Origin of the sequence: Tropicimonas sp. IMCC34043 (genome assembly GCF_003390845.1) — a bacterium.
Taxonomy (GTDB): Bacteria; Pseudomonadota; Alphaproteobacteria; order Rhodobacterales; family Rhodobacteraceae; genus Tropicimonas.
In genome coordinates this window covers 216964-230445 of the sequence record NZ_QMEK01000007.1, presented here as the reverse complement: position 1 = coordinate 230445, position 13482 = coordinate 216964, and the positions used below count along the sequence as shown (strand labels likewise).

The window sequence follows — 13482 nt, the reverse complement described above, 5'->3', positions numbered from 1 at the left end:
CACCTTTTCCAGCAGGCCGCCGCCGGTCAGCTCCAGCCGCTCGACCTCGACGTCGGGATGGGCCTTGGTATAGGCCGCGACCGCAACTTCGAGCGCCTTGCCGTATCCGCCATCGCGGCCGGCAATCACAAGTTTCTCTGCCCAGCCGGCACTGGCCGTGAAGGCAAGTACCGTGACAAGGGCGGTTCCCAGATGATGTTTCATGTTCAGATCTCCCCGTGATAAGTCTGGCAGGCTTGAAACCGTTTGCAACTCTTTTTCTGCGCCGGGTGAGTCACTTGCATGAACGAAGTTCGAAGCTTTCATGACAAAGGGCGAAATGGGCTTTTCTCTCGCGCCGAAATGTTTGAAATCGTTTGCAACCACTGGCCGGATACATGGCGGGACCAATGAATCGCAGGCGTTCGACGATCAAGGATGTGGCCCGCGAGGCGGGCGTTTCCGTTTCGGCGGTGTCGCGGGCCTTTTCCGGCGGCAGCCTCAGCGCCGACAAGAAGACCCGAATCCTTCAGGTCGCCGGTACGCTCGATTATCGCCCCTCGTCAGCCGCGCAAAGCCTGGTCAGGCAGCAGACCCGCTCGGTCACGCTGGTCACGGGGCGGATGCACGACCCTTTCGATTCGCAGTTCCTCGAGGCACTGGCCGAGGCGCTGGCCGACAGCGGCCGCCGTCTGATCGTCGCCCCGGCCAGCAAGCAGGCGGATCTGTCGGGCGGCGTCTATCAGGCCATCGACGACCGCTCGGACGCGGTGATCATCGCGGCCGGCACAATGCCGCTCGATGCCTCAAGGGCCTGTGTGCGGATCGGGCTGCCGGTGATCCTGGCGGGGCGGATCCTCGACACCCCCGGGGTCGATGCGGTGGTGGCGGCCAATTGCGACGGCGGGCGGCAGGCGGCGGCGATGTTCCTGCGCGGCGGCTGTCAGCGGCCGGCCTGGTTCGGCGTTGAGCGGCCAAGCTTTTCCAACGACGAGCGGCTGGCGGGGTTTCACGCCCAGATGGCCGCGGCCGGGATCGAACCCGCCCGGTTCGAGGCCGGCGGCCGCGACGACGAGGCGATCTTCGAGGCCGCATCGCGGATGTTGAGCCGCAGCGACCGGCCCGACGCGGTGTTCTGCGCCACCGACCGTCTGGCCTTTGGCGTGCTCGAGGCGGCGGGCGCGTTGCGTCTGGCGGTGCCGCGCGATCTTGCGGTCATCGGGTTCAACAACGTTCCGGCGGCGGCGCGGCGCAGCTATCGGCTGACGACGCTCGACTATCCGGTGGCGCGTGTGGTTGCCGAGATCATGGAGATCCTCGAAGCACGGCTTGCCGCGCCCGGCCTCGCACCGATCCGGCGGCGCATCCCGGTCAGCCTGATCGTGCGGGAGACGACGCGATGACCGCCGCGACCCCCGTGCAGAAACTGGTGCTGTTGAGCGACCTGCATCTGGGACAGCCCGGCGCGCGGACGCCTGACCCCGAGGCCTGTCTTGCCGCCGCGTTCGGGCAGGTCGCCGCCCGGCACGCCGATGCGCAGGCGGTGATCGTGCTGGGCGATCTGTCCGACCGGGGCGGGGCCGGGGATTATGCGCGGCTGAAGGCGATGATCGCCTCCAGCCCGGTGCCGGTCCAACTGATGCTCGGCAATCACGACGACCGGCCCCGGTTCCGTCAGGTGTTCGGCGGCGCAGGCCCGGTCCAGCAGACCCTGCGGACGGCGGACGGCACGCCCTGCTATCTGCTCGACAGCCACGATCCCGGCCGGTCCGGCGGCAGTCTGGCGGGGGGGCGGCGCGACTGGCTGGAGGCTGAACTGGCCGCCGCCACCCAGCCCGGCTTTGTCTTTCTGCACCACCCGCCGATCCGGACCTTTGCGCCGGCGTTCGATGCCATCGGGCTCGATGACCGCGCGGGTTTTGCGGCCTGCCTTGGCCGCCATCCGGGCAAGGTGCGCGCGGTCGTCTTTGGCCATTGCCACATGCCGCTTGCCGCAACCGTGGCCGGGGTTCCGGCACTTTGCCTGCCCTCGCTTTTTCAGCAATCCCGCCCGCGGTTCGATGCCCCGGTCTTCGAGGACGATCCGCAGGCCCCCCCGGGCTTTGGCGTGCTGATGTTCGACCGCGATGCCTTTGCGCTGCATCGCCTGACCCTGCCCATCACCGCAAAGGAACCCCCCGATGCCCTATGTTGAGCTGCGCGGCGTCACCAAATCCTTCGGCCAGACCCCGGTCATCCGTGGCGTCGAGGCCGGGATCGAAAAGGGCGAATTCGTCGTCGTCCTCGGCCCGTCGGGATGCGGCAAGTCGACCTTGCTGCGCATGATCGCGGGGCTGGAGGAGGTCGGCTCGGGCGAGATCCACATCGCGGGCAAGCGTGTCGATCAGGCAGCGCCCAAGGATCGCGGCTGCGCGATGGTGTTCCAGAACTATGCGCTCTATCCGCATCTGACGGTGGCGGGCAACATCGGCTATGGCCTGCGCGTCGCCGGAATGCCAAAGCCCGAACGTCGGACCCGGATCGCCGAGGTTGCAGAGCTGCTGGAGCTTGCCCCGCTGCTCGACCGCCGGCCCGCGCAATTGTCGGGCGGCCAGCGCCAGCGCGTCGCCATCGCCCGCGCCATCGCCCGCGAACCGGCGGTATTCCTGTTCGACGAGCCGTTGTCGAACCTCGACGCCAGGCTGCGCGGCACCATGCGGACCGAGTTGCGCAAGCTGCACGACCGGATCGGCGCGACCAGCATCTTCGTCACCCACGATCAGGTCGAGGCGATGACGCTCGCCGACCGGGTCATCCTGCTGAACAACGGCCAGATCGCCCAGTTCGGCACCCCGCACGAGCTGTACCACGCGCCGCGCACCCGCTTTGTCGCCGAATTCGTCGGTGCGCCGCAGATCAACATCTTCGATGCGGTGGTGGCGCCCGGTGGCCTGACGGCCGAGAGCCGTTTCGGCCTGACCCTGCCGCTGCCCAAACCGATGGCCGGTACGGCCGAAGCGACCGTCGTCAGCCTTGGCATCCGGCCGGAAAACCTCTGCGTCGCCGAGGCGGGCTGTCCGGTGCGGCTCGACCATATCGAGGACATGGGCAGTCAGAAGGTGCTGTTCTGCCAGGCGGGCGCGCAGGAGATCCGGCTGATCGAACCCGGCAACCATGCCTTCAGCAATGGCAGCGACATCTTCATTGGCGTCCGAAACCCGGCGGTCCTGTGCTTTGACCCCGAGGGTCCGGCCGATTCGCAGGGCTGAGGCCGGCCCTCAGGCCGCCTGCGCCTTGTCGATGCGGCCGATCTGGGCATAGCCGCGGAACAGATAGTGCTGCTCGGCCGTGACGCCTTGCCGCTCGGCAAGGGCGGTCAGTTCGTCGGCCAGTTCGACCCGCGGCGTGACGTGGAACTGATCGAGCCAGGTGCAAAGGGCTGTCTTGAACACCTTCGGCAGACCCGCCTGATCCCCGAAGTCGACCAGATGCAGCGTGCCGCCCTCGGCAACATGGGACAGCGCCTCGCCGAGCGCGGCGCGCCAGTCGGGGATCATCGACAGGCTGTAGGACAGCACGACGTGATCGAAATCGCGCCGCCCGAACAATGCCTGCGGATCGAAACTGCAGGCATCGCCAAGCGCCAGCCTCGCGCGGCCCCCGAGCTTGGCCTGCGCCGTTTCGAGCATCTGCGCGGAAATATCGAGACCATAGAGGTTGCGGCCGGGATAGCGCCTGCCGATCAGGTCGAGATTGCGGCCGGTGCCGCAGGCAACCTCGAGGATATGCGCGTCCTTGCCCGGATCGATCTGTGCGATCAGCCGGTCGCGGCCGAGCAGGTAATATTTCCGCGTCACGTCATAGATCCGCCGCTGATAGCGATAGATCCCGTCCATCAGGGCGCCGTGCGCATCCGCGTGGTCGGTCATCTCGAGGCCTTCAGCCGATAGACGTGAAAGCCGCCATAGATCGCCGAACGGTCCGCGCGGGTGCCCTCGCGCGAGGCCGCCGCGTCATAGCTCCAGCGATCCAGAACCTCGGGCACGACACGTCCGGGCAGGATGTCGGGCACGCCGCCGGTGCGGAAGATGACCCGCGCGCCGGGTGCCGCGGTGCGGGTGATCTCGGCCCAGAGCGCATTCAACTGCCGGTCGCTCATCCAGTCCTGCGCATCGAGCAGGACATAGGCGTGCTTCGATGCGTCGGGCTGACCGGCCAGCATGTCGGTGACCGACCGGTTCAGCACCGTCACCCGCGGCGCGTTTGCCCGCACGGCATCGAAATTCCCCGGTTCCAGATAAGGCGGCATCGGCCCCGTGCCATCGGGATTATAGCCGCGAGAGGCCGCCTGCCACGCAAAATAATTGTCCTCGATCGGGAAATCGCAGAACAGTTTCCGTGTACGCTCTTTCAAGACCGGGATGATGTCGCCACCGGCATCGGCGGCGAGCTTCTCGTATTGCGCGGGCGGAATGCCCAGACCGAACAGCGAGGCGCGGCGGCGCGCCAGAAACCGGACGCCGGGGGAATCGTAAAGCGGCGCAATCCGGGCGTCGAAAAACGCGGTCTGTTCCTCAAGGCTGCGGGCTTCCAGCAGCGGGCGGAAATCGACCCGGCCAAGGCGGGCGATCAGGTGCACGGCCCCGATGAACCGGCCCAGCAATCCGTGGCGATACAGCCCCTTGCGAAAGATCTGCTTGCGCTGGCCCGAGGGCGTCCGCTCGGTCCAGTATTTCAGCGTCTGTTCATCGAGATGCGGCGCCAGGTAACGGTCGAAGGCCGCAACGTTCGAGGCCCGGTTGCCATGGCCGAACATGTCATGGAACGCCGCGTGGTCCGGCAGGTGTTGCGCGGCGGCAAGCTTCAGCCGGTTCAGCGCGACATGGGCGGGCGACAGATCGACCGCGGTGATCGATGCGGGCCCGGCGCTGAGATAGGACATCATGTTGCAGCCGCCAGAGGCGAGACAGACGACATGGTCCTGCCCGGTCAGCGCCAGCGCCTGCATGTCGACGACCGGATCCTCCCAGATCTGGGCATAGACGAGGCCGCGGAACAGCCGCCCGAAGGCGCGTTCGAGCACGCCTTCCCGGGTCGAGACAGCGTTCTGGTTCACCGCTGCGCCGATCTGGTCGTCCACGGTCTGTGTCTGGCTCATGCGTGATCCCTTGTTGCCGCCCTCAAGGCTCGGACAGCTCTTTGTTCTTCTTCGACCGGCGGCGGGCAACCTTGCGGGCCAGCATCCGCTTGCGCGTCATCGCGGCCTCCCAGTCGATCAGCCGCAGCGAGCCATCGGGATCCTCGACAATCGCGGTGCAGCTTTCAACCCAGTCGCCCGTGTTGACATAGTGGATTTCGTCTATCATGCGAATGTTCGCGTGATGGATATGGCCGCAGATCACGCCATCGTAACCGCCGCGGCGGGCGTCGTCGGCCAGCACCTCTTCGTACTCGCCGATAAAGTTGACCGCCTGCTTGACCTGCTGCTTGGCCCATTTCGACAGCGACCAGTATTGCGCGCTCCACAGCCGCCGCACCTGATTGATCCGCGGGTTGAGCCAGATCAGAAAACCATAGGCGCGATCCCCCAGCAGCGCGAGCCACTTGGCATTCATCACGATAACGTCGAACTGATCGCCATGGGTCACCAGATACCGCTTGCCGTCCAGCGCGACGAAATCGGCGTTTTCGACCACCTCGATTCCGCCGAAATGCGTGCCGAGATAGCTGCGCATCACCTCGTCATGGTTGCCGGGGATGAACACGATCCGGGTGCCATGCCCCGCCTTGTCCAGCAATGCCTGCACCACGTCGTTGTGACCCTGAGGCCAGTGCCATCCGCGCCGCAGCTTCCAGCCGTCAAAAATATCGCCGACCAAATAGATCGTATCGGCATCGTAATGCGCGAGAAAGCTCTGCAAGAGCTCGGCCTGACATCCACGCGTTCCAAGGTGGATGTCGGAAAGGAATATGGTTCTATGGCGCAAGGGCTTACTTGAGTGGCGGCTTTCTGTCGTCCTAGGCGACGCGTGTCACAAATCCATGACGGACAAGAGCGAATGCCTTCCCAGGAAGCGGCATCGCCCAGCAATCCATTAGCGAGCGGGACAGTAGAAGCCCAGACTGCCGTCGTCCATCAAAATCCGCGCGCGGCGGATTGCGCCAGTTGTCCGAAGCCCAATGGGTCCGGGGCGGGAGGCGAGGGGAATGCGCCTGTGGGTCATGGCCGGACGCGCCGCCTGCCGGTCTGCGGCCGCGGTCACAGAACGTCGAGATTGTCCTCGATCAGGATCTCGATGCGGATCTGTTCCTGCGATGCCAGCGGCGGGCGGCGATCGCAGCGTGCCTTCAGCAATCTGATCGCGCTTCGGACCAGATGGCCGGGGTTCTGGGCGATGACGGCATCGAGGACCCGGTTGCGCAGCATCTCCTCGGTATAGCGGGTGCGTTCGTGGGCGATGATGACCTGGCCTGCCGGATCGCTGGCGTCGCGGATCGCCTCGAGCGGCAGCCGCGCCTCGGAGCCGAGGATATAGGCGCCGATGATGTCGGGGTGATTGGCATAGGACGTGCGCACCACGGTTTCGGTACGCACGGGATCGCCGAAGGTTTCAAGCGACGGCAGCGGGGTGAGCGCGGGAAAATCCGAGGTCAGGACCCGGTCGAACCCCAGACGACGCTCGACACTGTCGAGCGCATTCATGGTCTCGGACACCACAAGGATCTTGCCCGCCCGCGGGCCGAGAAACCGGCCGAGAAGCCGACCCGCGGTCGCCCCGGCAGAGTTGTTGTCGACACCGACGAAATCGAGCGGGCGGAGGTCGGGCTGACCCGAGAGGAATTGCACGACCTGCACCCCGCGTCCGATCAGACGGCTGGTCGCGTCGCGCAACTGCGGGCTTTCCGGCGCCATGATCGCGACGCCGTCGACCCGTTCCGCCGACACCCGCCCCAGCAACGCGGCGGCCGAATGCGGGTCGTTCGGCAGCGTGCAGTGAAAGGCGACCTCGATCGAATCCGACAGCAGCGCGAGGCGCGATTCCTCGATGCGGTCGATCAGCGCGGCCATGAAATCGTCGCCGGTTTCGGGCAACAGGAACTCGAAGCGATAGCTGCGTCCGCGCGCCAGATTGGCCGCCGACTGGTTGCGGACGAATCCGATCCTCTCGATGGCGCCAATGACCGATGCAACGGTTTCCTTGCGCACGCCGGGGCGGTTGTTCAGCACGCGGTCGACCGTCGCCAGGCTGACGCCGGCGGCCTTTGCAAGGTCTTTGGTTGTGGGGCGCATCGCGGGACTCCGGTCCGGTGTCGCAGCAATCTTTCATATATCGGAGCGGAAGTGCAATGCGAATGAGGTACGCACCTCAGAATTTTCTTGCTGTGATGTGCGTGCCTCATGTAACAATTGACCGGCAAGAGTCGGGGAGAGGAGAACCCGGCCTTCAGGGAGGAGACCAAATGCACTGCACACGCACCTTGTCCGTCGCAGCCGTCGCGCTGACGGCGGCGACCGCCGCCGCACGGGCCGACGACCTGACGCTCTGCTGGGCGGCCTGGGACCCGGCCAACGCGCTGGTCGAATTGTCGAAGGATTTCGAGGCCCAGTCGGGCAACAAGATGTCGTTCGAATTCGTCCCCTGGCCGAACTTCGCCGACCGGATGCTGAACGAGCTGAATTCCGGCGGAAAGCTCTGTGACCTGATGATCGGCGACAGCCAGTGGATCGGTCTTGGCGCCGAGGCGGGCCATTACATCAAGCTCAACGACTTCTTCGAGGCCAACGGCATCACCATGGACGACTTCCTGCCGGCCACGGTGAAGGGATATGCCGAATGGCCGAAGGGCACGCCGAACTACTGGGCGCTGCCGGCCTATGCCGATGTGGTCGGCTGGACCTATCGCAAGGACTGGTTCGACCGCCCCGAGCTTCAGGCCGAGTTCCAGGAGACATACGGCCGGCCGCTCGAGGCGCCGACGACGCTCGATGAACTGATGGACGTGGCCAAGTTCTTCCAGGGGCGCGAGATCGACGGCAAGACCGTCTATGGCGCGGCGATCTATACCGAGCGCGGCTCGGAAGGGATCACCATGGGCGTGACGAACGTGCTGTATAACTATGGTTTCGACTACGGCACGCCCGAGAACCCGTACCAGCTGGAAGGCGTGGTCAATTCCCCCGAGGCGGCCAAGGGGCTCGAGTTCTACAAGGAGCTCTATGACTGCTGCACGCCCCCGGGCTCGTCGGACTGGTACATGTCCGAGGATATCGACGCCTACAAATCCGGTCAGGTGGCGCTGCAGATGAACTTTGCCTTCATCTGGCCGGGGGTCGAGGCCGACCCGAACGTCGGCGGCGGCAAATCCGGCTATTTCGCCAACCCCGAAGGTCCCGACGGCCATTTCGCCCAGCTGGGCGGGCAGGGGATATCGGTGGTGTCCTATACCGACAGCAAGGACGCGGCGCTCGACTATATCAAGTGGTTCGCCCAACCCGAGATCCAGCAGCGCTGGTGGGACATGGGCGGCGCCTCGGCGATGCGCGCCGTGGTCGAAAACCCCGACTTCGCCACCAGCCAGCCCTATGCCCAGACCTTCCTCGATTCGATGGCGATCGTGAAGGACTTCTGGGCCGAACCGGCCTATGCCTCGCTGCTTCTGTCGATGCAGGATCGCGTCCACAGCTATGTCGTGGCGGGCCAGGGAACCGCGCAGGAGGCGCTCGATGCGCTTGTCGCGGACTGGACCGAGATCTTCCAGGACGAAGGCAAGATGTAATCCGAAAGGCCCCGCGCCCGTCTTCTCCCCAGAGGGCGCAGGCGTGCGGGGCAGGGCCGGACAGCCCTGTCCCGCGTGCATCCCCACGGACTTTAGGAACCACAGATGTCGAACTCGATGATCGGGCGCGCTGCGGCGGCCACACCGCCGGGTGCCGCCCGGCAGATCAGGGGGCTGTCGGACCGGGCCATTGCCTGGATCTTCGTGGCGCCGACGATCTTCCTGCTGCTTGCGGTGAACATCTTTCCGCTGATCTGGACGATCCGGCTCAGCTTTACCAATTTCCGGGCGAACCGGCCCAATGCCGAGGTTTCCTGGGTGGGACTGAGCAATTATCAGCGCATCCTGACCGATCCCGACATCTGGCGGACCATGCAGGCGACGGCGCATTTTCTGGTCTGGACGCTGGTGTTTCAGGTGCTGATCGGCTTCACGCTGGCCTGGCTGATCAACCGCAAGTTCAAAGGAAACGACCTGTGGACCACCATCATCGTGCTGCCGATGATGCTGTCGCCGGCGGTGGTGGGCAATTTCTGGACCTTCCTCTATCAGCCGCAGATCGGGCTGTTCAATTACGTGGTCGCATTCTTCACCGGCATCGACCCGACGAGTTTCACCATGATCGGCGACGTGGCGCTGGCGCCCTGGGCCATCGTGATCGTCGATACCTGGATGTGGACGCCGTTCGTGATGCTGATCTGCCTGGCCGGGCTGCGCTCGATCCCCGATGCGATCTATGAGGCGGCCGAATGCGACCGCGCCTCGTCCTGGCGGCAGTTCTGGACCATCACCATTCCGATGACGCTGCCGTTCCTGATGCTGGCGGTCCTGTTCCGCGGCATCGAGAACTTCAAGATGTTCGACCTCGTGGTGCAACTGACCGGCGGCGGACCCGGCAACACCACCACGCTGACCTCGATCGACCTCAAGCGCGAAGCCTTCGAGAAATGGCGCACGGGCTATTCCTCGGCCTACGCGATCATCCTGTTCGTGACCGTCTTCGGGCTGGCCTCGATCTATGTAAAGGCACTGAACAAGGTGAAGGAAAGATGAGCGGATTTTCGATCACCGAACCCTCGCGCGGGCAGAAATGGATCGCCGGCCTTCTTGTCGCGGGCTATGCGCTGATCACCATCCTGCCGCTGATCTGGATCGTCGCCACCGGGTTCAAATCCTCGGCCGATTCCATCGCCTATCCGCCCAAGGTGTTCTTCTCGCCGACGCTTGAAGGCTATGTGAACCTGTTCACCACCCAGACCCGGCAGACGCAGGAGTTTCTGGCCGCGCATCCGCCCCAGACCTGGTACGAGGAGATCGTGCATGCCCGCGGGCTGGTGATCGCCGGGCCCTCGCGGTTTGGCGAGCGCTTCATGAATTCGGTCATCATCGGCTTCGGCTCGACCTTCCTGTCGGTGTCGCTTGGGACGCTCGCGGCCTATGCCTTTTCGCGCTTCAAGGTGCCGCTGAAGGACGATCTGCTGTTCTTCGTGCTGTCGACGCGGATGATGCCGCCGATTGCGGTGGCGATCCCGATCTTCCTGATGTTCCGCGCGCTGGGGCTGAGCGACACCCATGCCGGCATGATCCTGCTTTACACGGCGGTGAACCTGTCGCTGGCGGTCTGGCTGCTGAAGGGGTTCATCGACGAGATCCCGCTCGAATACGAGGAAGCGGCGCTGATCGACGGCTACACGCGGTTTCAGGCCTTCTACAAGGTGGTGCTGCCGCAGGCGGCGACGGGCATCGCCTCGACCGCGATCTTCTGCCTGATCTTCGCCTGGAACGAATATGCCTTTGCGGTGCTGCTGACCAGCGGCACGGCACAGACCGCCCCGCCCTTCATCCCAACGATCATCGGTGTCGGCGGTCAGGACTGGCCCGCCGTTGCCGCGGGCGCCACGATCTTCCTGCTGCCGGTGATGATCTTCACCATCCTTCTGCGCAAACATCTGCTGCGCGGCATTACCTTCGGAGCGGTGCGCAAATGAAACGGATTCACTCCCCCTTCGATCCCGACCGCAACCTGACAAAGGACGAACTGGCAGCGGAAAAGACCCTGCCACGGCCCGACTGGGGCACGCCCGAGGAGGAACCCCATGTCAAGTACCGCATCCACCCGGCCGACCGCCTGCTGGTGCGCGGCCCGTGGGAGATGGCGGCCTCGATCCTGATCGGTCTGGGCGTGGTGATGCTGATGCAGCCGTTCTTCCTGTGGGCCTACACCTGGTCCTTTCTTGTCACGCTGGTCGGCACGGTGATGTTCATCGTCGTCAGCCATTTCCCGGATTGAGTGCCATGCTGGAGAAACTTTCGCCGATCCTGCCCTCGCGCGACATCGACGCGACCGAGGCATTCTATGCCCGGCTCGGCTTTGCCACGGTGTTCAAGGCCGCGGACTCCTATCTGGTGACGAAACGCGACGCGGCCGAGCTGCATTTCTTTCTCTCGCCGGGCACCCTGCCGGCCACCAACGACCACGGCGCGTTCCTGCGGCCTTCGGATGTCGATGCGTTCTCGGCCGAGGTGGCGGCACTTGCGCTGCCGGCCAAGGGCGTACCGCGGTTTCAGCCGGCCGAGGACAAGCCCTGGGGGATGCGCGAATGCGCCCTGATCGACCATGACGGCAATCTGATCCGTGCAGCCCAGGAGATCGCCGATGGCTGAGATCGTGATCGAGAACCTGCGCAAGGATTTCGGCAGCTTCACGGCGGTGAAATCCTCGTCCTTCACCATCGCGGATGGCGAATTCTTCATGCTGCTCGGCCCCTCGGGCTGCGGCAAGACGACGACGCTGCGCATGATGGCGGGGCTCGAACTGCCAACCTCGGGGCAGATCTATATCGATGGCGAGGAGGTCGGGCAGAAACCCGCCAGCCAGCGCGACATCGCCTTCGTGTTCCAGATGTTCGCGCTCTATCCGCACATGACGGTCGGCCGGAACATCGCCTACCCGCTGCGCAGTCAAGGCGTATCGCGGGCCGAAACCCGCACAAGGGTGGCCGAGGTCGCGCGCATCCTCGGGATCGAGGACATCCTGTCAAAGCCGGTCGGCGGGCTTTCGGGCGGCGACCGGCAGCGCGTCGCGCTTGGCCGTGCCATTGTCCGCGAGCCCAAGGCATTCTTCATGGACGAACCGCTTGGCGCGCTCGACGCGGAATTCCGCGAACATATGGCCGAGGAACTGCGCGCGCTGCACGACCGGATGGGCGCGACCACCGTCTATGTGACCCACGACCAGTTGGAGGCCATGCAGATGGGCGACAAGATCGTGGTGATGAACCACGGCGTGGTTGAACAGTTCGGCGTTCCGCAGGACATCTACGACTGGCCGGCAACCATGTTCGTGGCGGGCTTCATCGGCTCGCCGCCGATGAACTTTCTGGGCTTTGACGGCAGCGTGGCGCCCGGCGCGACCGAGGTCGCCCTTGGCGCCAACCGGTTCGCGATCCCGCAGGCCCGCGACGGGGGCAAGGGCGCGCTGGTGCTGGGCGTGCGGCCCGAACATATCCGGCTCGACGATGCCGCGGACTATCGCGGGCGGGTTCTGGCGGTCGAATACCTCGGCACCACCCAGATCGTGACCCTTCAGACCGAACATGGCGAGGTCAAGGCCCGCACCGCCAGCAGCGATCCGGTCCGGGTCGGCGCGACGACCGGCCTCGCCTTCAACCCGCGGACACTGACCTTGTTTGACCGCGACAGCGGCAGGGCGTTGCGGTCGGCAGCAAACGAACGGGTGCTGGACCATGGCTGAAATCGAACTCTCCGGGATCGGCAAGAGCTTTGGCGACACGGTTGCGCTCGACGCGGTCACGCTGACGGTGCCCGATGGCGCCTTCATGGTGCTGCTGGGGCCGACCGGGGCGGGCAAGACGACCACCCTGCGCATCGTCGCGGGGCTTGACCGGCCGGATGCGGGCGAGGTGCGGATCGGCGGCACGGCGGTGACGGGCATGACGCCCGCACAGCGCAACGTCGCGATGGTGTTCCAGCAATATTCGCTCTACCCGCATATGTCGGTGCGCGAAAATCTGGCCTTTCCGCTGAAATCGCCGCTGCTGCGGACCCCGCCCGACCGGATCGCGCGCAAGGTGCAGGAGGTGGCCGAGACGCTGCAGATCGCCCACAAGCTCGACAATCGTGCGACGACCCTGTCGGGCGGCGAGATGCAGCGGGTGTCGATCGGGCGCGCGCTGGTGCGCAATCCGGCGGTCTATCTGATGGACGAACCGCTCAGCTCGCTCGACGCCAAGCTGCGCGCCGACCTGCGGATCGAGTTGAAGAACATCCAGGCCGGATCGGGCGCGACCTTCCTTTATGTCACCCATGACCAGATCGAGGCGATGACCATGGCGACCCATGTCGGCGTGCTCGACCGCGGAAGGCTGGTGCAGATCGGCAGCCCGCGCGAGATCTACGAGGATCCGGTCAGCCTCTATGCCGCCAGCCGCCTTGGCCAGCCGCGGATCAACCTGTTGCCGGCAGACCTGTTCGGGGAACGGCCGCCGGGGGCAAGGACCATCGGCCTGCGCCCGGAACAGATCCATCAGGGCGAGGGCGCGGACAGCACCGTGACCCGGGTCGAACATCTGGGCGACCAGACCCGGCTGCACCTGTCGTTCCTCGGTCACGATCTGATCACCGTGACCGACGCCCATACCGGCCTGCGGCCCGGCGACACCGTCAAGATCCGGCCGGAGCGTCCGTTCTTTTTCGATGCCACCGGCGCCCGCGTTCACTGAGGGA

15 protein-coding genes are annotated in these 13482 nt (G+C 65.3%); 10 read left to right on the top strand and 5 right to left on the bottom strand.

All coding sequences use genetic code 11. The features are described 5' to 3' along the window. Positions 1 to 204 (bottom strand): hypothetical protein (locus tag DQG17_RS19835; RefSeq protein ID WP_198666217.1); only part of this gene is annotated, 204 nt, incomplete at its 3' end. Between the two features lie 185 nt (positions 205 to 389). Between DQG17_RS19835 and DQG17_RS19830 the strand changes: the two genes are divergently transcribed. From DQG17_RS19830 to DQG17_RS19820, 3 genes are read left to right on the top strand one after another with little or no spacing between them, the layout of a single operon-like run. Continuing rightward, a complete protein-coding gene (locus DQG17_RS19830; RefSeq protein WP_198666216.1) occupies positions 390 to 1382 on the top strand; it encodes a LacI family DNA-binding transcriptional regulator in 993 nt (330 codons plus the stop codon). Continuing rightward, on the top strand, positions 1379 to 2173 hold the full coding sequence (locus tag DQG17_RS19825; RefSeq protein WP_116134608.1) for a metallophosphoesterase: 795 nt from the start codon (positions 1379 to 1381) through the stop codon (positions 2171 to 2173). The genes DQG17_RS19830 and DQG17_RS19825 overlap by 4 nt, the downstream gene beginning before the upstream one ends. Then, a complete protein-coding gene (locus tag DQG17_RS19820) occupies positions 2160 to 3227 on the top strand; it encodes an ABC transporter ATP-binding protein (RefSeq protein WP_116134607.1) in 1068 nt (355 codons plus the stop codon). The genes DQG17_RS19825 and DQG17_RS19820 overlap by 14 nt, the downstream gene beginning before the upstream one ends. 9 nt (positions 3228 to 3236) lie before the next feature. On the opposite strand, the gene DQG17_RS19815 is transcribed toward DQG17_RS19820, so the two are convergent. From DQG17_RS19815 to DQG17_RS19800, 4 genes are all read right to left on the bottom strand, one after another. After that, positions 3237 to 3887, bottom strand: a complete 651-nt coding sequence (locus DQG17_RS19815; protein ID WP_116134606.1) for a class I SAM-dependent methyltransferase — start codon at positions 3885 to 3887, stop codon at positions 3237 to 3239. Beyond that, complete coding sequence (locus DQG17_RS19810; RefSeq protein WP_116134605.1) at positions 3884 to 5116, bottom strand: DUF3419 family protein; 1233 nt, start codon at positions 5114 to 5116, stop codon at positions 3884 to 3886. Before DQG17_RS19810 ends, DQG17_RS19815 begins: the two co-directional genes overlap by 4 nt. A gap of 22 nt (positions 5117 to 5138) precedes the next feature. Further along, positions 5139 to 5945 carry a UDP-2,3-diacylglucosamine diphosphatase gene (locus tag DQG17_RS19805; RefSeq protein ID WP_116134604.1) on the bottom strand — a complete coding sequence of 269 codons (807 nt, stop codon included), beginning with the start codon at positions 5943 to 5945 and terminating at the stop codon, positions 5139 to 5141. A 272-nt stretch (positions 5946 to 6217) separates the two neighbouring features. After that, positions 6218 to 7249 carry a LacI family DNA-binding transcriptional regulator gene (locus DQG17_RS19800; protein WP_116134603.1) on the bottom strand — a complete coding sequence of 344 codons (1032 nt, stop codon included), beginning with the start codon at positions 7247 to 7249 and terminating at the stop codon, positions 6218 to 6220. Positions 7250 to 7419: 170 nt separating this feature from the next. Here DQG17_RS19800 and DQG17_RS19795 point away from each other — a divergent pair, with 170 nt between their 5' ends. The 7 genes from DQG17_RS19795 to DQG17_RS19765 all read left to right on the top strand — a co-directional run bounded on the left by DQG17_RS19795 (position 7420) and on the right by DQG17_RS19765 (position 13478). Beyond that, positions 7420 to 8736 carry an ABC transporter substrate-binding protein gene (locus DQG17_RS19795; protein WP_116134602.1) on the top strand — a complete coding sequence of 439 codons (1317 nt, stop codon included), beginning with the start codon at positions 7420 to 7422 and terminating at the stop codon, positions 8734 to 8736. Between the two features lie 105 nt (positions 8737 to 8841). After that, a complete protein-coding gene (locus DQG17_RS19790; RefSeq protein ID WP_116134601.1) occupies positions 8842 to 9789 on the top strand; it encodes a carbohydrate ABC transporter permease in 948 nt (315 codons plus the stop codon). Further along, on the top strand, positions 9786 to 10724 hold the full coding sequence (locus DQG17_RS19785) for a carbohydrate ABC transporter permease (protein WP_116134600.1): 939 nt from the start codon (positions 9786 to 9788) through the stop codon (positions 10722 to 10724). Before DQG17_RS19790 ends, DQG17_RS19785 begins: the two co-directional genes overlap by 4 nt. Continuing rightward, positions 10721 to 11026, top strand: a complete 306-nt coding sequence (locus DQG17_RS19780; protein ID WP_116134599.1) for a hypothetical protein — start codon at positions 10721 to 10723, stop codon at positions 11024 to 11026. Before DQG17_RS19785 ends, DQG17_RS19780 begins: the two co-directional genes overlap by 4 nt. A 5-nt stretch (positions 11027 to 11031) precedes the next feature. After that, entirely contained in the window at positions 11032 to 11400 is a 369-nt protein-coding gene (locus tag DQG17_RS19775; RefSeq protein ID WP_116134598.1) for a VOC family protein, read from the top strand. Further along, positions 11393 to 12490 (top strand): ABC transporter ATP-binding protein, encoded by a 1098-nt coding sequence (locus DQG17_RS19770; RefSeq protein ID WP_116134597.1) that lies wholly within the window; start codon positions 11393 to 11395, stop codon positions 12488 to 12490. The genes DQG17_RS19775 and DQG17_RS19770 overlap by 8 nt, the downstream gene beginning before the upstream one ends. Then, positions 12483 to 13478, top strand: coding sequence for an ABC transporter ATP-binding protein (locus DQG17_RS19765; protein WP_116134596.1), 996 nt, complete (start codon positions 12483 to 12485; stop codon positions 13476 to 13478). Before DQG17_RS19770 ends, DQG17_RS19765 begins: the two co-directional genes overlap by 8 nt. Positions 13479 to 13482 lie beyond the last annotated feature (4 nt).